This window comes from Companilactobacillus kimchii DSM 13961 = JCM 10707, from assembly GCF_001435445.1.
In the GTDB taxonomy this organism is placed as follows: domain Bacteria; phylum Bacillota; class Bacilli; order Lactobacillales; family Lactobacillaceae; genus Companilactobacillus; species Companilactobacillus kimchii.
Genome location: NZ_AZDH01000001.1, coordinates 221,945 through 245,109 on the forward strand (window position 1 = coordinate 221,945; position 23,165 = coordinate 245,109).

General features: G+C 35.6%; 20 protein-coding genes. 18 read left to right on the top strand and 2 right to left on the bottom strand.

Translation table 11 applies throughout. The annotated features are described in order from the left end of the window. Positions 1-14 precede the first annotated feature (14 nt). The 14 genes from gyrA (at position 15) to FC97_RS01085 (ending at position 12,922) form a co-directional block, all read left to right on the top strand. Positions 15-2,519 (top strand): DNA gyrase subunit A, encoded by a 2,505-nt coding sequence (gene gyrA / locus FC97_RS01015; protein ID WP_054642744.1) that lies wholly within the window; start codon positions 15-17, stop codon positions 2,517-2,519. A 200-nt stretch (positions 2,520-2,719) separates the two neighbouring features. After that, positions 2,720-3,016, top strand: a complete 297-nt coding sequence (gene rpsF, locus FC97_RS01020; RefSeq protein WP_054642745.1) for a 30S ribosomal protein S6 — start codon at positions 2,720-2,722, stop codon at positions 3,014-3,016. A gap of 37 nt (positions 3,017-3,053) precedes the next feature. Continuing rightward, a complete protein-coding gene (ssb, locus tag FC97_RS01025; RefSeq protein ID WP_025085411.1) occupies positions 3,054-3,611 on the top strand; it encodes a single-stranded DNA-binding protein in 558 nt (185 codons plus the stop codon). 20 nt (positions 3,612-3,631) lie between these two features. Then, positions 3,632-3,868: a 30S ribosomal protein S18 gene (rpsR, locus tag FC97_RS01030; RefSeq protein WP_025085410.1), complete on the top strand. Its 237-nt coding sequence runs from the start codon at positions 3,632-3,634 to the stop codon at positions 3,866-3,868. Positions 3,869-4,252: 384 nt separating this feature from the next. Further along, on the top strand, positions 4,253-4,453 hold the full coding sequence (locus FC97_RS01040; RefSeq protein ID WP_054642769.1) for a helix-turn-helix transcriptional regulator: 201 nt from the start codon (positions 4,253-4,255) through the stop codon (positions 4,451-4,453). Next, on the top strand, positions 4,443-4,979 hold the full coding sequence (locus tag FC97_RS01045) for a DUF3278 domain-containing protein (RefSeq protein WP_056967653.1): 537 nt from the start codon (positions 4,443-4,445) through the stop codon (positions 4,977-4,979). Before FC97_RS01040 ends, FC97_RS01045 begins: the two co-directional genes overlap by 11 nt. 24 nt (positions 4,980-5,003) lie before the next feature. Further along, a complete protein-coding gene (locus FC97_RS01050; RefSeq protein ID WP_054642748.1) occupies positions 5,004-5,543 on the top strand; it encodes a DUF3278 domain-containing protein in 540 nt (179 codons plus the stop codon). A 38-nt stretch (positions 5,544-5,581) separates the two neighbouring features. Further along, positions 5,582-6,118, top strand: coding sequence for a DUF3278 domain-containing protein (locus FC97_RS01055; RefSeq protein WP_054642749.1), 537 nt, complete (start codon positions 5,582-5,584; stop codon positions 6,116-6,118). A 132-nt stretch (positions 6,119-6,250) separates the two neighbouring features. Next, on the top strand, positions 6,251-8,251 hold the full coding sequence (locus FC97_RS01060) for a DHH family phosphoesterase (protein WP_054642750.1): 2,001 nt from the start codon (positions 6,251-6,253) through the stop codon (positions 8,249-8,251). Between the two features lie 11 nt (positions 8,252-8,262). Beyond that, positions 8,263-8,718, top strand: a complete 456-nt coding sequence (gene rplI / locus FC97_RS01065; protein ID WP_054642751.1) for a 50S ribosomal protein L9 — start codon at positions 8,263-8,265, stop codon at positions 8,716-8,718. A 7-nt stretch (positions 8,719-8,725) separates the two neighbouring features. Next, positions 8,726-10,102 carry a replicative DNA helicase gene (gene dnaB, locus FC97_RS01070; protein WP_025085631.1) on the top strand — a complete coding sequence of 459 codons (1,377 nt, stop codon included), beginning with the start codon at positions 8,726-8,728 and terminating at the stop codon, positions 10,100-10,102. A gap of 20 nt (positions 10,103-10,122) precedes the next feature. After that, entirely contained in the window at positions 10,123-11,409 is a 1,287-nt protein-coding gene (locus FC97_RS01075) for an adenylosuccinate synthase (RefSeq protein WP_054642752.1), read from the top strand. A gap of 156 nt (positions 11,410-11,565) precedes the next feature. Beyond that, positions 11,566-12,414, top strand: coding sequence for an NAD(P)H-binding protein (locus tag FC97_RS01080; RefSeq protein WP_054642753.1), 849 nt, complete (start codon positions 11,566-11,568; stop codon positions 12,412-12,414). Positions 12,415-12,475: 61 nt separating this feature from the next. Next, on the top strand, positions 12,476-12,922 hold the full coding sequence (locus FC97_RS01085; RefSeq protein ID WP_054642754.1) for an Rrf2 family transcriptional regulator: 447 nt from the start codon (positions 12,476-12,478) through the stop codon (positions 12,920-12,922). Positions 12,923-13,055: 133 nt separating this feature from the next. Here the strand turns inward: FC97_RS01085 and FC97_RS01090 are convergent, their stop codons facing one another. Then, positions 13,056-13,985 (bottom strand): hypothetical protein, encoded by a 930-nt coding sequence (locus FC97_RS01090; protein WP_054642755.1) that lies wholly within the window; start codon positions 13,983-13,985, stop codon positions 13,056-13,058. Positions 13,986-14,054: 69 nt separating this feature from the next. Here FC97_RS01090 and FC97_RS01095 point away from each other — a divergent pair, with 69 nt between their 5' ends. Together FC97_RS01095 and FC97_RS01100 are read left to right on the top strand one after the other, a co-directional pair. Then, positions 14,055-15,353, top strand: a complete 1,299-nt coding sequence (locus FC97_RS01095) for a hypothetical protein (protein ID WP_179205842.1) — start codon at positions 14,055-14,057, stop codon at positions 15,351-15,353. Positions 15,354-15,362: 9 nt separating this feature from the next. Then, positions 15,363-18,032 (top strand): transglycosylase domain-containing protein, encoded by a 2,670-nt coding sequence (locus tag FC97_RS01100; protein ID WP_054642756.1) that lies wholly within the window; start codon positions 15,363-15,365, stop codon positions 18,030-18,032. Positions 18,033-18,299: 267 nt separating this feature from the next. Here FC97_RS01100 and FC97_RS01105 read toward each other — a convergent pair whose 3' ends face one another. Further along, positions 18,300-19,739: an amino acid permease gene (locus tag FC97_RS01105; protein WP_054642757.1), complete on the bottom strand. Its 1,440-nt coding sequence runs from the start codon at positions 19,737-19,739 to the stop codon at positions 18,300-18,302. A gap of 267 nt (positions 19,740-20,006) precedes the next feature. Here FC97_RS01105 and FC97_RS01110 point away from each other — a divergent pair, with 267 nt between their 5' ends. Together FC97_RS01110 and FC97_RS01115 are read left to right on the top strand one after the other, a co-directional pair. Next, positions 20,007-21,284, top strand: a complete 1,278-nt coding sequence (locus tag FC97_RS01110; RefSeq protein WP_082604723.1) for an LCP family glycopolymer transferase — start codon at positions 20,007-20,009, stop codon at positions 21,282-21,284. 96 nt (positions 21,285-21,380) lie between these two features. Continuing rightward, positions 21,381-22,925 (top strand): ABC-F family ATP-binding cassette domain-containing protein, encoded by a 1,545-nt coding sequence (locus FC97_RS01115; RefSeq protein WP_054642758.1) that lies wholly within the window; start codon positions 21,381-21,383, stop codon positions 22,923-22,925. Positions 22,926-23,165: the final 240 nt, after the last annotated feature.

Consider the following 23,165-nt stretch of genomic DNA (forward strand, 5'->3'; position numbering starts at 1 on the left):
AGGATGACAATTTAATGGCAGATCATAGAATAGAAAATGTTAACTTGACAGAAGTCATGAAGAATTCCTTCGTTGACTATGCTGCTAGTGTTATCGTGTCACGTGCTTTACCTGATGTACGTGATGGTCTAAAACCAGTTCATCGCCGTATTCTTTATGGTATGAATGAGTTAGGTGTTACACCTGACAAACCATATAAGAAGAGTGCCCGTTTCGTTGGTGATATTATGGGTAAATATCATCCTCATGGGGACTCAGCTATTTATGAATCAATGGTTAGAATGGCACAGGATTTCAGTTATCGTTATCCATTAGTTGATGGACACGGAAACTTTGGATCTATTGATGGTGATCCACCTGCTGCTATGCGTTATACCGAAGCAAGAATGAGTAAAATGGCAGTTGAAATGTTGCGTGATATCAACAAGGATACTGTTGATCTTGTTCCTAACTACGATGGTGAAGAAAAAGAACCAATGGTATTGCCAGCTCGTTTCCCTAATCTTTTGGTTAATGGTGCAACTGGTATTGCCGTTGGTATGACAACTAATATTCCATCACATAACTTAAAAGAAGTTATTGATGCACTTCATATTTTGATGAGAAATAAGGATGCTACTGTCGCTGACTTGATGAAAGTTATTCCTGGACCTGATTTCCCAACAGGTGGGATTATCATGGGCCGTTCCGGTATCAGAAAAGCCTATGAAAATGGTAAAGGAACAATTATTCTACGTGCTAAAGTCGATGTAGTTACTAAGAAGAGTGGCGCAGAACAGATTATTGTTACTGAACTTCCTTACATGGTTAATAAAGCTCGTCTTGTTGAAAGAATTGCTGAATTGGCTCGTGAGAAAAAGCTAGAAGGAATTACTGATTTGAACGATGAATCTGACCGTGAAGGTATGCGTATCGTTATTGATATTCGTCGTGATATGAGTGCTTCCGTAGTGCTTAATAATCTATACAAGTTGACACAACTTCAAATTTCATATGGTATCAATATGGTTGCTATCGTGGGTAAAACTCCTAGAGTCTTCTCATTGAAGGGCATCTTAGTTGAGTACTTAAAGCATCAAGAAATTGTTATCAGACGTAGAACTGAATTTGAATTGAGACGTGCTAAAGCTCGTGCTCATATTCTTGAAGGATTGAGAATTGCTTTAGATCATATTGATGAGATCATCAGTATTATCCGTGGTTCACAGACTTCAGCAATTGCTAAGCAAACGTTGATGGATAAGTACAAGTTATCTGACAAACAATCACAGGCTATCTTGGATATGCGTTTGGTTCGTTTGACAGGTTTGGAACGTGACAAGGTTGAAGCAGAGTATCAAGATTTGTTAGTTAAGATTGCTGACTTTGAAGATATTTTGGCTAAACCAGAGCGTGTTGATAAAATTATTTATGACGAATTGTTGGAAATTCAAGAAAAATTCGGTGACGATAGAAGAACTGAAATTCGTGCTAGCGAAGTTGCTAATATCGAAGATGAAGATCTAATCGAAGAAGAAAACATTTTAGTTGTATTGACACATAATGGCTATATCAAACGTTTGTCTGCGGATGAATTCCGTGTTCAAAATCGTGGTGGCCGTGGAGTTCAAGGTATGGGAATTCATGATGATGATTTCATTGAACAAATGATTTACACATCAACACATGACCGTCTCTTGTTCTTTACTAATGCTGGTAAAGTTTATCGAATCAAAGGTTATGAAGTTCCTGAATATGGCCGTACAGCTAAGGGAATTCCAGTAATTAACCTATTGAACATCGAAAAGGGTGAAAAGATTCAAACTGTTATCAATGTTGACCGTGATGTTGATGTCGATAATTCATATTTGTTCTTCGTAACTAAATATGGAACAGTTAAACGTACTCCGGTAACTGATTTTGCTAATATCAGACACTCTGGTTTACGTGCAATCACTCTTAGGGATGAAGATGAATTGACTAATGTCTTCTTAACAGATGGTGATAAAGTTATTATTATCGGAACTCATAAAGGTTATGCCGTAACATTTAAGGAAAGTGATGTTCGTCCAATGGGAAGAACTGCTGCCGGTGTTCGTGGTATTAAGCTTCGTGAGGAAGATTACGTTGTCGGTTCTTCAATTGCTGAGGAAGGACAAGAAATTCTAACTATTTCTGAAAAAGGTTATGGTAAGAGAACTTCTGTCAGTGAATATCCTGTTAAGGGACGTGGCGGTAAAGGTATCAAGACTGCCAATGTTACCGAAAAGAATGGTCCAATCGCTGGATTGACAGTAGTTGATGGTGATGAAGATATCATGTTGATTACTGACAAAGGTGTTATGATTCGTTTTGGCGTTCATAGCGTTTCACAAACTGGACGTGCAACTTTAGGTGTTAGATTGATCAAGGTTGATGACGATTCAATCGTTTCAACTATGGCTAAGATTGCTGATGACTCAGATGAAGAAGACGATGATTCATCTTCTGATAATGAGACACCAACTAATGACGAAACATCTGAAACAGATAATAATTAAAAACCAATCGTTTCTGCGTAATTTAGATATGTATCCTAATCGGGACGCGTGTCAGGCAGAAACGATTTTTTATTAGAAATTTTTCTAGTAATTGGTAGGGATTTATGATAAACTCATAACTTGTGAGTATAAAATTGCAGTTAATTTATGCTCCTTGTTCTTTAATTAGAACCATTAGACCATAAGGAGGTGTACAGTCCATGGCTGAAGCACATTACGAAATTACATATATCATTAAACCTGATATTGAAGAAGAGGCAAAGAAGACATTAATCGATCGTTACGATAAGATTATTGCTGACAATGGCTCAAAAGTAATCGACTCAAAAGACTGGGAAAAGAAACGTTTAGCATATGAAATTGCTAACTACAAAGAAGGTATCTATCATATTATCAATGTAGATGCTGAAAATGATGAAGCAATCAACGAATTCGACCGTCTTTCAAAGATCGACGATAACATTCTTCGTCACATGATCGTTAGACGTGAAGACTAGTTTTGTTTCACGTGAAACATTTTAAGGAGGCAGATAAATGATTAATCGAGTAGTTCTAGTTGGACGCCTGACACGTGATCCTGAATTAAGATACACTGCCAATGGGGCAGCGGTTGCCAGTTTTACAGTTGCTGTAAACAGACAATTTACTAATTCTCAAGGTGAACGTGAAGCCGATTTTATTAATTGTGTTATTTGGAGAAAAGCTGCCGAGAATTTTGCTAATTTCACTAATAAAGGTTCTCTTGTTGGAATTGATGGACGTCTTCAAACACGTAACTATGAAAACCAACAAGGTCAAAGAGTTTATGTAACAGAAGTTGTCGTTGATAACTTCTCATTACTTGAATCTCGTTCAGAATCTGAAAAGAGAAATTCTGGCAATGGTTCTTCTAGCAACGCTAATTCAAATCAAGCACCTAGCTATAATCAACCAAGTCAATCAAATCAGTCTCCATATGGAAACAATAATAACCAAAGCAACAACAATAGTAATAACAATAATCAATCTAACAATTCAAACAATAATATGAGCGATCCATTTGCTGACAACAGTAAACCGATCGACATATCAGATGACGATTTACCATTTTAATATAGAAGGGAGCAATTATAATGGCCCAACAAAGAAGAGGCGGACGTAGAAGACGTAAAGTTGACTTCATCGCTGCTAACCATATCGAATACATCGATTACAAAGATACAGACTTACTTAAGAGATTTATCTCAGAACGTGGTAAGATTTTGCCAAGACGTGTTACAGGTACAAGTGCTAAGAACCAACGTAAACTTACTGTAGCTATCAAGAGAGCAAGAATCATGGCTCTATTACCATTCGTTGCTGAAGACTAATTCTTCACAATTAATTAAAGATCACATTCAGGTGGTCTTTTTTTTATGCCCTCTTAGCGGCTTTGCCGCTTAGAGGGCATTATGCATGTGTTCGAAAGAACACATACGGTCCATTTTTCTGCTTTGCCGCTTAGAGGACATTATGCATGTGCTCGAAAGAACACATACGATCACACAGTATCTCTATTAAAAGAAGCTATTAAGTGGACATATGAAATAAAGGTAATGAAGAGGGTTAGACCTAAGAAAGGTTTAACTCTCTTTATTTTTATAAATAAAATGATAGCGGTTACTAAAAATGTCATATATAGTTGACATAAAGATTAATATGCTTTATATTAAAAATGTCAAATATATATGACTTTTAAGAAAACAGGTGAATTAATGAATCGGGTTCGTGAATATCGACGTGCTAAGAAATTATCGCAAATGGCCTTAGCGGAAGAAATTGGAGTTGCACGTCAAACGATTAATTTAATTGAGAATGGTAAATATAATCCATCTTTAGATTTGTGCTTAAAATTGGCTTGGGTATTAGATACTGATTTGAATACGTTATTTTGGAGGGATGAAGATGAAGAATAATAATACGATTTTGAAATGGTTCTTCAGTATACAGGGTACTGTTGATGAATATGTTGAAAAGGAAATTGGACGTATATCTACTAAGACTGTATTAATTTTATTCATCTTTGAACTATTTTATATTGGTTTAACTTATTTCTTTGCTGGTAGTGGATTGGTTAGTGACTTTCAATCTTATTTTTATTTAACATTATTCATTCAGTTTATCGGAATCGTATTGATTATATTGGGCTTTTCAATGTTGAGTTTTAATCGAAAAAATTCAATATCATCTGAGGTAGCGAATCAAAAAGAAAAAGATAAAGTGGTTTCTTTACTCAAAAAGAAATACGTGAGATTGGTTCCAATTCTTTTTTTATTAGTACTATCGATTAATACTATTCTTAATTTTTCAAGCAATAATTTATTCAAAGAAATGTTCGCTATTCAAAGAATCTGTGGAGCGTTGATTTTGGCAATCTTTTTTAGTCTAATTATGTATTTTTTCGAAAAAGGGAAAATAACCATAACTAAAGATGAAATTTAACAGTATAAAATATGGGGGATTACTATGAAGAAAGTTAATGACCGAGTATTAAGATGGTTCTTTGGAATACCAGGTGTAATAGATGAACAAGTGAGATCAGAAATCGGTAGGCTTTCCATAGAAACCTTGATAGCGGTGTTCATTTTTGAAGTACTATTCAATATTGGGGTTGGTATTTACATATATTTCAGTACAATAAAGGATTTTGAATCATTCTTCCTGTTTATAATGACATTACATTTATTTTTAATGATAGGTATCATCGTATTTTTTACTAGTTTTAGACTGCAACGCAGGGGAGTTCTTAATCAAGAAGTCACAACTAAAACGGGGAAAAGAAATGCAATCAAATCAATTTTTAATAAATACCTGACAAAGTTACCAATGATGTTTCTTTTTATCTGGTTGTTAGTAACATCCCTTGATTTTGATGGTCAAAACTTTATGAACACTTTATTAAGTTGGTCATCTATCCGTCAGGCCCTGCAGCCATCAGTAGCCTTAACAATTATCTTTATAATTATTGATATATCTAAGGTTAGATTGTTGAAAGATGAAAGTTAAACTATACCTAAGTTTCTGCAAACTCAGAGGGGGAAGATATGAATAAATTCGATAGATTCGTAATTAAATGGTTTTTAGGTTCAACGGCAGTGATCGATGAAAGAACTAAAAGTGAATTGGGAATGGCTGCAATACGTGCGGCATTTGCTTTCTTTGTATTTGAAATGTTGTTTGCTTTAGGATCGACTATTTATTTAATAAATGCAGATATAGAAAATTATGAAAATACATTATATGTAACTATGCTTATTCAAATAATTATGACTTTTGCTATTCTTATCGGATTCATTTCCATTCCACTAGCAAAGAAAAAATTGGGTAATAAAGAAATCAGTCCTGGTAAGAAAAAGAAAACTATTAAGACCATCAAGAATTATTGGATCAAAATGGCACCAATGGAATTTTTGCTTTATTGGTTGGTAAGTGTAGCGTTAAATACAAATAAGAATAATTTTTTGGATAATTTGTTTAATCTCGACCGAATTACAGACGCATTGATATTCACAGTGATTTTTAGTATATTTATGTATCTTAAAGAGCGAAGAAGTATTCATGTCGTTAAAGACGACAAATAATTGAAAAACACCGACATTCCCTTATTTATCTAAGGAGTGTGGGTGTTTTTGTCCTCAAGTCTGATGTTATATATGAAGAAAGAAAAGGTCGGCTGTGATAAAATTAAAGGGTATATCTAAGAGGGGACTAATATGAAAAAGCTAAAATCTAATCTGAAATTCTTCCTTTCGCGAGTTGACCATTCAACTCAACTTACGGCAGTCTCTTTGATCGTGATGTTGCTATCGATTTTGGTAGTTGGATTGTTCCACGGTTCTATTAGTGGCTACATTCAAGCTATCTTGGTCATTATCTCATTAGTGTTGTTTGTTTACTTGTTCTTATTGCTAGGTGAGAAAGCTGGTAAGTACACAAATAACTTGCAGTATCGAATTGATCGGGGAACGGATAACAGTTTCGTCGAGTATCCATTAGGAATACTTTTGTACGATACTGACAAACAGATTCAATGGGTTAATCCCTACTTTGTAGAGAAGACGGGCTTTAATCCGTCAAATAGTATGAGTGTTAAAGATATATCAGCGGAATTGTCGAAATTGATCGATGAAGATAATCATGCCGATAGTAAAACGATTCAAATTGATGACAAGTACTTTTTAGTACAAGTCCAAAGTGAATTGAAAGTAATATATTTGTTTGAAATCACACATTATTCTAAAATTGAAAAACGTTATGAAGATAATCGTTCAGTAATTGGTCAAGTTTACTTGGATAATTATGCTGAAATAACGCAATCAATGAGTGATCGTGATGTTTCCAATTTGGATAATTATATTACTAATGAATTGTCTAATTGGGCATCTAAGGAACAGATGTTTCTGAAGCGAATTGATGACGATCATTTCTTCATCATGGCTTATACGGGTCGTATCTTTGACATGGAGAAAAACGGCTTTAAGATACTTGATATTATTCGTGAGTTTACATCCCAACAGAACGTTCCACTTACTTTAAGTATGGGCTTCTCTTATGGTGTAGATGATTTACACAAACTTAACGATGAAGCACAGAAGAATCTTAACTTGGCACTTGGCCGAGGTGGAGATCAGGTCGTAGTTAAGGAAATCGGTGAGAAAGCTCGTTTCTATGGTGGAAATACTGATCCTATGGAGAAGAGAACTCGTGTCCGTGCCAGAATGATCAGCGAGGCCTTACAGGAGTTATTGAAAGATAGCGACCAAGTTATTGTCATGGGCCATTCACACCCTGATATGGATGTTCTGGGGTCTTCATTGGGTATTAGAAGAATTGCTATGATGAACAATACACCATGTAAAGTTGTTATCAATCCAAATACTTTGCATTCTGATGTTAGTCGTCTATTAGGAATGATTGATAAGGATCCTGAAATCAAGAAGGATATCATTACACCAGATGAGTCAATCGCTATCAGAACATCGAAGACTTTGATCGTAATGGTGGATCATTCTAAACAAAGTATTTCTATCAATCCTGATTTGTATAAGGGTGAAAATGAGAAGATTGTTGTCATTGATCACCACAGAAGAAGTGAAGAGTTCCCTGAAAATCCAATGTTGATCTACATTGAACCTTACGCTTCTTCAACCAGTGAATTGATTACTGAAATGCTTGAGTATCAACCAAAGAATAAGAAGGCTATCGAAAAAATCGAAGCAACAGCTTTGTTAGCCGGAATTACGGTTGATACAAAGTCATTTTCACTTAGGACTGGTACTAGAACATTTGATGCTGCCAGTTATTTACGTTCAGTTGGTGCTGATGAGACAGTCATTCAAAATGTTCTAAAAGAAAATATTGATTCATTTATTCAGAGAAATCATCTAATCGAAACGGTAACAATGGTTAATGGGAATATGGCAGTTTGCTTTGGCGAAGAGGATAAGTCTTACGATCCAGTTATTGTTGCCCAGGCAGCTGATACATTGTTATCATTAGATAATGTTGAGGCTTCATTTGTAATTAGTAAACGTCCAGATGGTCGAGTTGGTATTTCAGCTCGTAGTTTGGGTAATGTTAATGTACAAGTCATTATGGAAAAACTCGGTGGTGGAGGACATTTATCTGATGCCGCAACTCAGATTCCGGATTCAACAGTAGATGATGTTAAACGTCAATTGATTGATGTTTTGACAGGTTCCGATAAGAAATAAGGAGGGTCATTATGAAAGTTATTTTCCTAAAGGATGTTAGAGGTAAAGGTAAAAAGGGTGAAGTAAAGAACGTTGCTACAGGCTACGCCCAAAACTTTTTGATTAAGAATAATGAAGCTATTGAGGCTACTAAGGCTAATATAGCTAAATTGAAGGCCGAACAAAATCGTGAAGCCAAAGATTATGAAGCCGAAAAAGCTGAAGCTAAAGTTCTAAAAGGTGAAATCGAAAACGACAAAACTGTTGTTGAAGTTCTTGCTAAATCAGGTGCCGATGGTCGACTATTTGGCTCGGTAACAACTAAGAAGATTGCTGATGAACTTAACAAACAATATGATATTAAAGTTGATAAACACAAGATGGAACTAACTGATGGTATCAAGTCACTTGGATATATTAATGTACCTGTTAAGTTATTCGAGGGTGTCGAAGCCACGATTAGAGTTCATGTTGCTGAAAAGAAGTAGGATATAAATGAATAACGATATAACTTCAAGAATACCGCCCAATGATAAGGATGCTGAGCAAGCCGTATTAGGAGCGGTTTTTCTGAGCCAAGATGCTTTAATTGAAGCTATGGAATACGTTGAGGCTGATGATTTTTATCAACATGCCAACCAATTAGTATTTCAAGCCATGATGAATTTAAATGATGAAGAAGAACCAGTTGATGTCGTGACAGTTCAAAATGAACTAGATCGTCAAAATCAAATTGAGGACATTGGTGGAGTGAGCTACTTAGCTGAGCTGGCTAATGCAGTTCCTACCGCTGCCAATACCTCTTATTATGCCAAGATTGTTAAGAATAAGTCCGTCTTGAGGCGCTTGATCAATGCAGCTACTAGCATTGTTTCCCGTAGTTTTGAAGAAGATGAAGATGTTGACAGCATCATTGATCAGTCTGAAAAGGACATCATGGATGTTTCTGAAAATAGAAACCATAAGGGATTCAGACGAATCTCGGATGTTGTAAAGTCTTCTTTTGAAGAAATTGACAAGTTATATGATCAAGATAGTGATGTTACAGGACTTTCAACGGGTTATAAAGATCTTGATGCAATGACAACTGGTTTGCACAAAGATGAATTAATCATTTTAGCCGCTCGTCCGGGTGTTGGTAAGACTGCTTTTGCTTTAAACCTAGCCCAAAATGCAGCGACTAAATCGAATGCTACCGTAGCCATTTTTTCTTTGGAAATGGGTGCTGAACAGTTAGTTAACCGTATGCTTTGTTCAGAAGGTAGTATTGATGCTAACTCACTAAGAACTGGTAAATTGGATGAAAATCAATGGAACAGCTTGGTTGTGGCCATGGGAAGTCTTTCTCGGACTAATGTCTATATTGATGACACCCCTGGTGTTAAAATGGCTGAAATCAGATCTAAGTGTCGTCGTCTGTTAAAAGAAAGCGGCAAATTGGATCTTGTGATCGTCGATTATTTGCAATTGATTGAAGGTACTGGTCAAGAAAATAGACAACAAGAAGTCTCTGTAATTTCTCGTGGTATGAAAAAATTAGCAAAAGAACTTCATGTACCAATAATCGCGTTATCACAGCTTTCCCGTGGTGTGGAAGCGCGTCAAGATAAAAGACCAATGTTGTCAGATATCCGTGAATCTGGTTCAATTGAACAGGATGCTGATATCGTTGCCTTTCTTTATCGTGATGATTATTATCGTGATGAAGATGGGGATGACAATGATAATCAAGAGGATCCTGAGGATCAAGATGTAGGTGAAGTTGAAGTAATTGTCAGCAAGAACCGTTCTGGTCCTCGAGGAACCGCTAAGCTATTGTTTGTAAAGTCTTATAATAAGTTTTCATCAATAGCAAATATTCCAGAAAATTAAATAGTGTAGGTGTAGAAGAAATGACGACAGTTGTTGTAGTAGGTACCCAATGGGGCGACGAAGGTAAAGGTAAGATTACTGATTATTTTAGTGGCGAAGCTAACATTATTGCACGTTACCAAGGTGGAGATAATGCTGGACATACCTTAAATATCGATAATCACGTTTACAAGTTAAGATCTGTCCCATCAGGAATTTTGTATTCAGATAAGACTAGTGTTATTGGAAATGGTGTTGTTTTGAACCTCGAATCACTACAAGAAGAGTTAGGTCGTCTTCATGATCAAGGTGTAGATACAACTAATTTAAAGATTTCTAACCGTGCACAGTTGATTCTTCCTTATCATATTGAATTAGATAAGTTACAAGAAAAGGCTAAGGGTGATTCTAAAGTTGGTACAACTAATCGTGGAATCGGACCTGCTTATACTGACAAAGCTTCACGTGTTGGTATTAGAATGGCTGATATTCTTGATAAAGACTTATTTAAGGAATTATTGACAGAAAATCTTAAGCAAAAGAATGAACTATTCACAAAAATTTATGGTGTTGAACCAATGAATTTTGACGATATTTTTGAAAAGTACTATCAAATTGGTCAACAACTTAAGAATCGTGTTATTGATACATCTGCCTATTTAAATAAGGAATTAAAGAACGGTCAAAATGTTCTATTTGAAGGTGCACAAGGAATCATGCTTGATATTGATCATGGTACTTACCCTTATGTAACTTCATCAAATCCAGCTGGTGGTGTAACTACTGGTGCTGGTATTGGTGCTCCTTTGATCGATAATGTTATCGGCGTAGTTAAGGCTTATACATCCCGTGTTGGTGCTGGTCCATTCCCAACAGAACAATTGAATGAAGAAGGCGACTTCTTACGTGAAGCTGGTCATGAATATGGAACAGTTACACATCGCCCAAGACGTATTGGATGGCTAGACTTAGTTGTTTTAAAACATTCATGTAATGTCTCAGGTGTAACTCACTTGTCATTGAACTGTTTGGATGTTTTAACAGGACTTAAGGAAATTAAAATTTGTACAGGCTATGATTTGAACGGCAAGATTATTGATGAATATCCTGCTAACTTGAACGTCCTAGCTAAGTGCAAACCAGTATATAAAACATTCCCAGGTTGGACAGAAGATATGACTCAAGCTAAGAGCTTGAAGGAATTACCTCAAGCAGCATTGGATTATCTTGAGTTTATCAAAGACCAATTAGGTGTTGAATATGCCACTGTTTCAGTTGGTCCTGATAGAGAACAAACAATTGAAGTAAATGATGTCTGGAAAGACTAGAAATTATATATAAACTAACTAAATTCAACGTAAAAACACTGAGGTGAAAGCCTTAGTGTTTTTTTTGAGCTTATTTTTTGTAATTATATTCAATGGTGTTATTATAAATATAACAAGTTAATGATAAAGTAACAATAAGGAGAGAAGGATATATTTATGACAACATATGGAGTAACTGGAGCAACAGGACATTTTGGACAAAATGCAATAAAAGAGTTGGCAAAATTAGTGCCAGCAGCTAATATCGTCGCCTTAGCTAGAAATACTCAAAAGGCAGAACAAATTGTTCCTAAAGGCGTAGAAGTTCGCTCAGGTGACTATACAGATGAAAAACAATTGGAAGAATCAATGAAGGGAATCGATCGTCTACTATTCATTTCATCACAACCAGGTGGACCAGTAGCAAGATTAACTCAACATGAAAATATCGTGAAGGCTGCTAAGAATGCTAAAGTGGGTTATATTGCCTACACTAGTTTCCCCCACGCTGATATTTCAGAGGCACCACTTGCTAGTGATCATAAGGCTACAGAAAAATTGATTTTGGAAGCTGGAATTGATCATTCATTCTTACGTAACAATTGGTATTTAGAGAACGAAGCTGCAACCATTAAAGCAGCTGTTAGTGGGCAACCATTTGTTTATGCAGCTGGGGATGGCAGAACCGGTTGGGCTTTGGAATCCGAATACTCTGAAGCTGCTGCTAAAGTTTTAGCTTCAAGTACTACGAAGGATATTTATGAATTTGCAGGAGTTAGTCGCACATATCAAGACTTAGCAGATGCTATCAAGGGTGACTTCGATGTAAAATCCTTAAGTATTTCTGATTTCAAAAAAGCCTTACATGATTCAGGAATGGATGAAGGAACAGTTGAAGTTGTATCTTCAATCCAAGATTTGATTCGTCAAGGTAATTTGGATGAAAATAGTGCTGATTTACCAGAAGTTCTAGATCGAGAATTGACACCTTTGGCCAAAGCATTAGCAATCGTTAGTGAAAAATAATTGTCATCTCTTCTTGAAATGTCATACTATACTAATGAGTATTTACTAGGAGGAGAATATTATGAAATTTTCAAGTAAGTTAAGTGATGGTGTTCATATCCTAGCCTATGTGGACATTTTACGAGATGGTGATTTATCTAGTAATGCTATTGCCAGCAGTATTGAATCTAATCCTAGTCTGGTTAGAAGAATGATGTCACGTTTAAAGAAAGCTGGCCTGTTAATGAGTCAGCCAGGTAAGGTAGCACCAAAGTTGGGTCGTCCGGCCAGTGAAATTAGTCTATTGGATGTTTATCAAGCTATTGAAGATAATCAAAAGCTGTTGCACATTGATGAAAAGACTAATCCACAATGTATTGTTGGTGGAAACATTCAACAGACCTTAACCGAGGTCTATGATCATATTCAATCTGATGCTGAAAAGAGTATGTCGCAAATAAGTTTGCAACAGATCATTGATGGTATTTTAGAAAATAACGAAAAAAGGAAGTTATCTGATTCAAAATAAACTGCTTGTCAGGTTTGTTTTATTATCTTTTTTCTGAATTAAATAAATAACGGCACCTATTTAGAATAAACGTATATAACTACGTTTCTAAATAGGTGCCGTTTTAAATTATCTCAAAATCTTTTCATGAAAATTATTTATTTAACGTATCAGTCGAAATGATTCCTTTCTGAAAATCAATAAAGCGACTGCTGTTTCGACTGTAAGTTAACGTATAATAATAAGTGTTATCTTTACTTAATTGTTTTAAGTAAATACGGGTGTATCGAGGTATGTCAGAAATCTGATAACCAACGATAGCAAAATTGCTAACTCGAGAATTGGCATTGCGGGCTAATTTGAACAGACCTGCATTACTCTTGTCAGGGTTTAAACCTAAATTGATAGAAATCTGATTGAAGTTACCAGGGTCGTTAGCATTGGTAGCAGTAAGGTTGGAATTGATAATGGCTGTTTTGAGACGCTGTGTGAAATTCTTAGCCTGATCAACGCCAGCTTTGCCCATATCAATGTCTTCGAGGAGATATTGTGGGGGGTACTTGTTAGACTGAGTATTTAGGTATTTGGCAGAGGTGATTGAATCGCCCTTGTGATAAATTCGATAGCGATAACTGACGATTGCTTTAGTATCATCGTAACGATTACAACTGATGGTTATGTACTTTCCATGAATGTCTTTACCAAAATTCAGAATAGTCATATTAGTTATATAGCGATGGGGCTTCTTGTTGACTCTTTTTAATAAGGCTTTTTCTTGATCATTGGACAAAAATGATAACTCATCTGTACTATGATAGTCATCATTGATAGTGCTAAGGATATTTAGAGCTTGTTGCTTATTCTTAGTCATGTCGCCATCGTTTAAAGATATGGCTTTAGGAGAGATATCCTCATCAATATTTTTAGGATTAACGATTAGTGAAAATGGAATGGTAATCTGTGCGATACCATCGACAGTCTTATCTTTGATTTTTCCGAGATTGAGGGCATAGCTGGTGACAATCATTACTATCAACACTAGAATAATGATCCATTTAATATATTTTTTATTTAATTTTTTCAAAATATACACCCTTTATTTGCATGATAATTTACTATAATAATAACAAGATGAACTAGATATTTGGGGAAAATGATGAAAGATAAGAAAGATTTAAAAAGTAAGACGAAATCAGAACATTATTTATTAGTGAGTGCTGGTATTGTTGGTGCGATTACGGCTGCCATTTTTTTTATTATGCTTTCACGTGGAGTAGTCAATGCAGTAGTAACTTCAAAGATATCTAGTCAGTATCAGGATAAAGAATTAGAAGTACTGAAAACTGATTTAGATTATCCTACTTTAAACTTTATCGGTAGGGTCATTAAGGTTAGTGATGGACATGTGATTACACCTAGTAATATAAAAAAGTATCAGCAGCTTGAAGATTATATTCAAGCTAGAAAAGATCGTATTAAAGATGTAGCTGCATTATATGACGGTAAAAATAATTATCGGGATGATGTGACAAGTCAAAAAATCAATGATTTAGATGCAGCCCTTTTAAAAGAGAAGAATCAGGATGTTTATCAAAAGCAACGTAATAAGTTAGATACGATTCAAATTTGGTTTGAACAAACTGAGGATGCGGATAAGTATCTTGATAAAACTTGGCAAGGTTTCAATGACGATAACTCTAGTTTAAGCTTTAAAAAAATTTCAATGGTCAATACGTATTTTAAATTAATCAAAAATAAGACGATTGAGAATCGTTGGAGTGAAGCCGTAGAGAAGATGGATCAGTATTTCTCTAACCACCAAGGTGAGAGTTCTCGTGTTGAAGCGGTTAAACAGGAGTTGGAGGCATTAAGAAGTGCTCCTTTGACAGAGAAGTATACGCCAGCTAATGTTGATATCGTTTCTAGTTTGAATTTCTCAAGTGGTGCTTCAGATAGTTTAACTCAAGCAGGAATAACCGGAAAGACAGCTTTGTACTATAATACCAGCACTAACAAATTAGCCTTAATGACTAAAGTTAATGGAAAATATGTAGCCGAAAATGGTTATATTAATGTTACTAGCTCACAAGTTGGTTCCGGTAAATATACGATTAAAAAACTTATTAGTAGTGGCAGTTCGGATGCAATAATTACAGATAATACGAATAGTAATTATGGACAGTATGTAACGAATGCCAGTGATAGTGATCTGGAAGATTTGGGAATAACTAATCCTGACAATACAACAGCTGATTACAATTCAGCGACACCAGTCTTTTGGATGAAGAATAATTCTGATTTGGATAAGTCGATTTACTTCACCAATAGTTCCACATTAGGCTTCATTTATGCAGGCAGTTCAAGTTATAACGAAGGTATGCAAATTAGTTCGTCAGACTTGTCTAATTTGATGTCACAAATCTCAACTGGAATAACATTCTATGTTAATTAGGGGCTAATTATGCGTAAAAGAGAAACTGGGTTACGAGAAAGAGTAACTAGAAAAAGACGAAAATGGCCATGGGTCTTACTAACAATCTTATTATTACTAATTTTAAGTGTTGGGACTTTCTGGCTAAAATATGGTTATGAAATCAGAAATACAATTGCGGATGGCTATTCTTACAGTCAAGGATTGAAGGTATCAGATTTTCATCCAAGTAACTCTACCGTTATATATGATCGTAACGGCAAAGAGATTAAAAAACTATCCCGTTCTAGTTCTAATTACACGCCAATTAAGGACATTAATCCTGATATTAAAAAGGGATTAGTTGCAGTTGAAGATCAGAGATTCTATATTCATCATGGTGTCGATATGTACGCCATCATGAGGTCCATTGTTTCGACATTGCTACATCGACGAACAGAGGGTGGATCAACTTTAACGCAACAATTAGTTAAGAACGTTATTTTGCAGGATCAATCACAGAATTTAAATCGTAAACTCAAGGAAATGGTTATTGCTCAACAGCTCGAAAAGAAATTTAGTAAGCAACAGATACTAGAGTTCTACATCAATAATGTTTATATGGGCCACGGATCATACGGGTTCAGCGCTGCTGCAGATTATTATTTTTCCGAGGATCAAAAGGATTTATCGATTGATAAACTAGCACTACTAGTCGGAATACCAAATAGTCCACTTTACTATGATCCTGTCAGTGCACCAAAGCGTTCATTAAATCGACGTAATACGATTCTTTACGTATTTTATCAACGTGGATTGATCTCAAAACGCACCTATGAGACAGCAAGTAAAAGACCACTTGGTTTAAAAGTAAATAAACGTAAGTATGATAATGATGTTTCGAATAATTACGCCTTAAACTATGCCGTTTATAATGCAACCGAAGAATTGATGAAATCATCTGGCTTTACTATGGAGTATGCCTTTAAAGATAATCAATCTAGGAATGATTACTTTGCACGTTATAGACAAGAGTTTGAACGTGCTCGTGGTAAGTTACTTGATGGTGGGTATACAATCAACACTACTATCGATATGGATGTGCAAAATAAGATTGAGAACCTAGTCAATAAAACATATCAATCTTATACAGGTAGGTCTGCTAATGGAAAACTGACTCCACAAGTTTCAAGCACCGTTATAGATAATAAAACGGGTGACGTTATAGCGGTAGTTGGTGGAAGAACCACGCAGGATGATCAAATGAATCGTGCGATAAATGGATATAGTCAACCGGGATCAACTGCTAAACCATTAGTAGCTTATGCACCTGCTTTTGAAAGAGGATATTTACCACAAAGTACAGTTGTGGATTCAGCTATTGCTAATGTTCATAACTGGTACAGTGGATATACTGGTAAAACGACCGTTCGTCACGCTTTAGAGAATTCGATTAATACGGTTGCCTATAAATTAGCACTACAAGATACGAGTTATTCTTTCTATGATGATTTAACGAAGATGGAATTTGCCCGTCTTCGTCCAACTGAAGATAAAAATGCTATTGATGCTCTGGGTACTTTTAGTACAACTACGACTGAGATGGCTTCAGCATACAGTTCATTTTCTCGAGGCGGACAATTTATACATCCAAGCAACTTAACGAGTATTTACGATAATGACAATAATCGTTATATCTATCAAAATACTCATATGAAGAAGGATATTTACACTAAAAATGCCAGCTATATGATGATCAATACCATGCAGTCAGTAATTAGTGATGGTCTAGGTAAATCAGCTGCACTAGATAATTATAAGTACACTGCTGGTAAAACTGGTACAAGTGATAATAATAAGGATTCATATTTTGTTGGTATGACACCTGACTTTACAATTGCTAATTGGACTGGAAATGATGTTCCATCTACCTCGTTGACTAGCAATGAACAGACATTGTCGATGCAGGCTTTCAAAGCTGAGGGTGAATATCTAGTTGATCAAATGAAGGAAAAAGAGGAGAACTTTAAAAAACCAAATACAATTACTGTCAGTGGTAGTAACTTGTCAGTTAATCAGAGTAACGAAAAACCAACAATTCAAGATGTTATTGATACTGATTTTTCTAAATATATTTCGGCTCAAGAACAAAAAAATACTGATCGACTTTATAACCTCGATTATCGAATTATTTATCACTTATCTAAGAAAGAAGAGTATAAACGAGAGGATAAGGTTCAGTCAGCTATTGATAAATATACGGATAATCCTATTACTAAGGAATCTCAATATGATAGTAAGTTAAGTGAATTGCAAAAGATTCGTTATCTGAATGCCAATGTCAAACGTCAATCGGCAAAGAATGACTTTAATCAACAGATCCTACAGATGCAAAAGGAATTGAATTTGAGTCAAGCGATGTTCCAAGCTGCTAAAGATAATAAGAAGATTGCTAAATATCAATCTGAAAAAGAAGCTATCGAAACTCAACGTGAACAAAAGCGTCAAGCGATGGTTGATAAATTGATGCCACAATATAATTCTCAACTGCAAAAGGTTAAAGATGCGTATAAGAATAATGATTCTGATAAGGAAAATCAAAAACAGAAATTGGTAGATATTATGAATGAAATCAGAAGTTACGGTGGTAATGTGCCTGATGTCAAAATTACTGTTAATAGTAATTCTTCTTCAGATAGTAGTTCCAGTTCTTCAAATTAAAATCACACTATGATTGGATTCAAAAAGGCGACTTCCCATGTTAAATGAGGAGTCGCCTTTTTTATAACTATGGTTCTATGCTGAATAGTGGAAACGAGTTTCGCAGGCCAGATTCCTGTGCTTTGCTTGCTCCACTCTCTAATCAAAATGAGCTACACAAGGGCAACCCATTCCGGTTTGCTACAGAACTGAAATCATCCGCAAATTCAGCGGCTAATTCCAGTTCTTAGGCAAATCCTCGTGGGCTGACCGCCCTTGTTTCGCTCTCTAATCAACATTTGTTCTTTTAGCAATGGCTGGCAAAATCAATCCTAATAGAATTAATGCTAATGGAGTGATGATGTTCAATGCTAGTTGGAACCACCATGATGATGGATCTTGAGACATGTTCATCTTAGGAACCATACCCATGATACATGCGAAGGCTGTTAGGAAGAAGGCCCAAAGTCCAACTCCGAAGCCGACATATCTATTTTTAACGAACATATAATCAGATTTGTATTTATCCAATTGTTTAGTTAGCATCATGTAAGCTAAGAATACCCATAGATAACGCATAGGCATAACAATTGAGTTAAGATTCAACAACCAGTTATATAGATCATTCATACCGTTGATACCTAATGCAGGCACAATGATAAGAATAGAAACTAAAATGGCAGTCATTTTATATCCATTGATAGCAATACCACGTTTGTTTTTCTTCAAGAGAGCCTTTGGAATGTATTTCTTATCAGCATCTCCTAAAAGCATACGCAATGGGGCATCAATTGAAATAGCTAAGGCAGCTGCACTAGCTAAAGTATTAGTAATTGCAAATGCCCAAACGAATAAATTACCAACATGGAAACTATTACCTAAGAATTGGAAGGCTTGGTAAGCACCATTGGCCATAAGATCGGCAGGAATGTGGTTAGAATTAACAATCATACCGATTGCAAACGAACCTAGAACGGCTGACACGGCAACCATAACAGCTAGGATAATCATACCTAGTGGGAATTCTCTGGAAGCATTCTTAGTCTTATTAACATAAGGTGAAATTTTCTCAGCACCACCGACGGCGAAGACTAACATTGAAATGGTTGTGAAGTACTGTAAATCGAATTTCGGTATATAAGTGTGAATATCAGTCATGTTAGGTGTAGCAATTTGTACATGAGTGATAAAAGGTGCACTGACACCAAGGATGATGAACAACATAGACATAGTAAACATAGCTATCCCGGCGATACTACCGATACTATTCAATGTTGAGGCACCCTTACTGGCAATCCAGACGAAAACAAGGAAAATAATCAAACTTAATCCTTGCACAATAATTGGTGAAGAATCCTTGATAAAAGATCCATTACCTTTGAAAAGCCAACTTAGACTAACCATAATAATTTGTGGCTTTTGAGCTAAATAAGGAACATGAACAACCCAATAAGTCCAAGCAGCAAAGTAAGCTAGTTTGTTGTTAGATAAGGTTCTGATCCAAGAACTAACTCCTCCACCAGCTTCTTGAAACGCTGATCCTAATTGCCCCACCATTAAAGTGTATGGGACAAAGTAAAGAATCATAATTAAAATCCATGACGTTATAACAGCCAAGCCTTGATTGGCAAAATTGTTAATAACGTTATTCAGACCCCAGACAGTAGTGAAACCAAGTAAAGCAATATTCCACCATCTGAAAGCCTTAGCATTCTTTGCATCTGACATAATCAAATCCTCCTACAAGAGTGATTATACAGGAAACTTAAAGTAAAAAGGTTAGGAATAATAAGATGTTTTTTTGGAAATATCCCAGTATTATATTTGTGTAACTTTTTTTTAATAAAATTGACAGACAGTGTCAAAAAATTATAATTTAGGAATACAGCCGTTGCATATTTCTTTTTGATACATGGAATTAAGACTGTATAATTGTATTCTATCTACTATATAATGAGATTGAATTTGTAGATAGCAAATTAAACGGAGTTAATTATGGATAACAACAATAATAATGGTTTACGAGGACGTCGGAAAAGAACGCGTAATAGCGCCTTGGCGTCTAACAATAATGGGAAGATTAAACGTCCACTCCTTAAGATAATTGGATTGGTTGCTTTAGTAACTTTCTTTGTAATGGGAGCATATGGTTTTCGAATTTATGCTCAAGCCCAAAATTCTTTGGGTAAGACGTATAAAGCAATAGATGGAAAAAATGCTTCCGCTAAGATAGTTAGTAAAAAGCCTGTTTCAATATTGTTGTTAGGTGTAGATACAACAGATAATGGTGTTCGTGATACAGAAACAAACTATCGTGGTAATTCTGATACTATGATTATCGTAACGGTCAATCCTAAGACTAATAAAACGACAATGATGTCTGTTCCACGAGATTCAATGACAGAAATTTGGAAGAGTGCTAACCACAATACAAAGAAGATTCAAAAGATAAATTCAGCATATAACATTGGTAACGAGGAAAGTGCCATGGTTACAACTGAGAAATTTTTGAACGTTCCAATTGACTACTACATTAAGGTAGATTTCAATTCCTTGAAGGAAATTGTTAATGCCGTCGGAGGTGTAGATGTTGACGTACCGTTCAGTTTCTCGTATGGTGATACAGGCGAAAAGAAGTCACACTTCAAAAAGGGTAAGATGCATTTAAACGGTAAACAGGCCTTGGATTACTCAAGAATGCGTTATGAAGATCCACAAGGTGATTATGGACGTCAATTACGTCAACGCCAAGTTATAACGGCTATTATCAAGAGTGCGGCTAGTGCAAAGACCTTTACGCGTTATCAAAAGGTTCTAGATAGTATCTCTAGCTCGATGACAACTAACTTAAGCTTTAGTGATATGCAATCCATGTTCTTAAATTACAGTGGGGCAGCCAAGAGTATTGGATCTGACCATTTACAAGGATATGGTTCAATGATTGATGGTTCATCTTATGAAATAGCATCAACTAAGGAATTAAGACGAGTATCTAATAAGTTGCGTAAGCAATTAGGTTTAGCTGAAGAACAATTGAATAATAAAGAAACCAGATTAAACGCGTATAATGAGAAGTTAGGCTTTTCATTTAATTACACTGGTAATCAACAACAGAACTATACAACTAAGATTACTTCAACAAGTAGTTCTACTAGTTCTGAGAGTTCATATGGTTCAAGATATGGAGAATCGAGCCATTCTACTGGTGGTTATGGCGGCAGTTCTAATGGTTCTACTGGATCAACTGGTTCCAGAGGCTTCGGTGGCTATTAGTATTAATTAGTTAAATAATAAGCGGGGATGACCCCATTTGAATAAAGGCTGAGACAAATGTTTTCAGTCTTTTCTTATTGTATAAAGGAGAAAGATATGAGTGTTTTAGAAGTACACGGATTAACACAACAATTTTTGGATAAAAGATTGTACGATTCCGCAGATTTACAAGTAAATAAAGAAGATCATTTAGGTATTATTGGTCAAAATGGTGTTGGTAAGAGTACTTTCATTAAGATATTGACTGGTCAAATTGAACCTGATGAAGGCAAAATCACATGGAAGAAAAATATGACAGTCGGTTATTTGGATCAACAGGCTAAATTAGCCTCAGGGATGACCATATATGAGTATCTTCAAACAGCATTTTCAAAATTGTATGAAACTAGTGACCAACTAAACGAGATTTACATGAATGATCCTAGTGATGAAGATTTGGAAAGAGCTGGAAAACTTCAAGAAATCTTAGATGCCAACGATTTCTACGAATTGGATACGAAGATTGAACAAGTGGCAACTGGTTTAGGACTGGATGCCATTGGATATGAGCATGACGTTTCCAAACTTAGTGGTGGTCAACGTTCAAAGATTATTTTGGCTAAAATTCTATTAGAAAAGCCTGATATGATTCTGCTAGATGAGCCCACTAACTACTTAGATACTAACCATATTGATTGGTTAGCTGATTATTTGAATGATTTCCAAGGAGCATTTATCGTCATTTCCCATGATTACGGCTTCTTAGATCGCATTATAAACTGTGTGGCTGATTTTGAGTTCGGGAAGATCACTAAGTATACAGGTAGTCTCAAGCAAGCTCTCAAACAAAAGGCTGCTAACAAAGAAACATATATGAAGGCTTACGTTAAGCAACAAGAGAAGATCTCTAAGACTAAGGCCTATATTAGAAAATTTAAAGCCGGCTCTAGATCAAAGAGTGCTAAGAGTAGAGAGAAGCAGTTAGCTCATATGGATGTGTTGACACCTCCAGGGAATAAGACAGCTGCCAGCTTTGGCTTTCCATATGTAGAAGTACCAAGTTCGAGAATGTTATTGGAAGTTAATGATCTAAAAGTAGGTTATGATGGTAAACCTCTATTTGATAAGGCCCTCAACTTCTCTATTGTTAGTGGGGAAAAGATGGTAATCAAAGGATTCAACGGTATAGGTAAGTCTACATTGATTAAGACTCTTTTGGGTATACTCAAGCCTATTGAAGGTAACTATGATTTTTCTGAAGTTGCTAAGATAGGTTATTTTAAGCAGGATCTTGTCTGGGAGAATAACCTCGAAAGTCCATTTAAGTACATTAGTGATAAACATCCAGATCAAGGTGGTAAAGAGGTTAGACGTGTTCTAGCTAGAACTGGATTGACTAATCAACAAATCATGTCACCATTGCGTTCTCTTTCTGGTGGGGAGCAGACTAAGGTTAAGATAGGTGATTTGATGTTCAATACGTCTAATTTCCTATTCATGGATGAACCTACAAACCATTTGGATGATGAGAGTAAAGCTGCACTACGTAAGGGTCTAAAGAACTATGATGGATCATTGATCTTAGTAACCCACGAAGAAGACTTCTATAGTAGTGATTGGATAAATAAGGTTCTAGATATTGAAAAGATAAAAGAAAATTAGATATTTTCAAAAAAGTATGAAAAGTACTTGCATTGGTTTACTATTAACGGTAAGATATTCTTTGTTGTCGCAAGAGAACAAACGTATCAATAGATTGAATGATGATTTCATCAATTCAATTGAAATAATTATTTTAAAAAGTTGTTGACAAAATGTTAATGGCTTGATAAACTAATTAAGTTGTTGATGAGCGTAAGCGCTTAATCAGCTGGTAGACCTTTGAAAACTGAACAAAGTTTT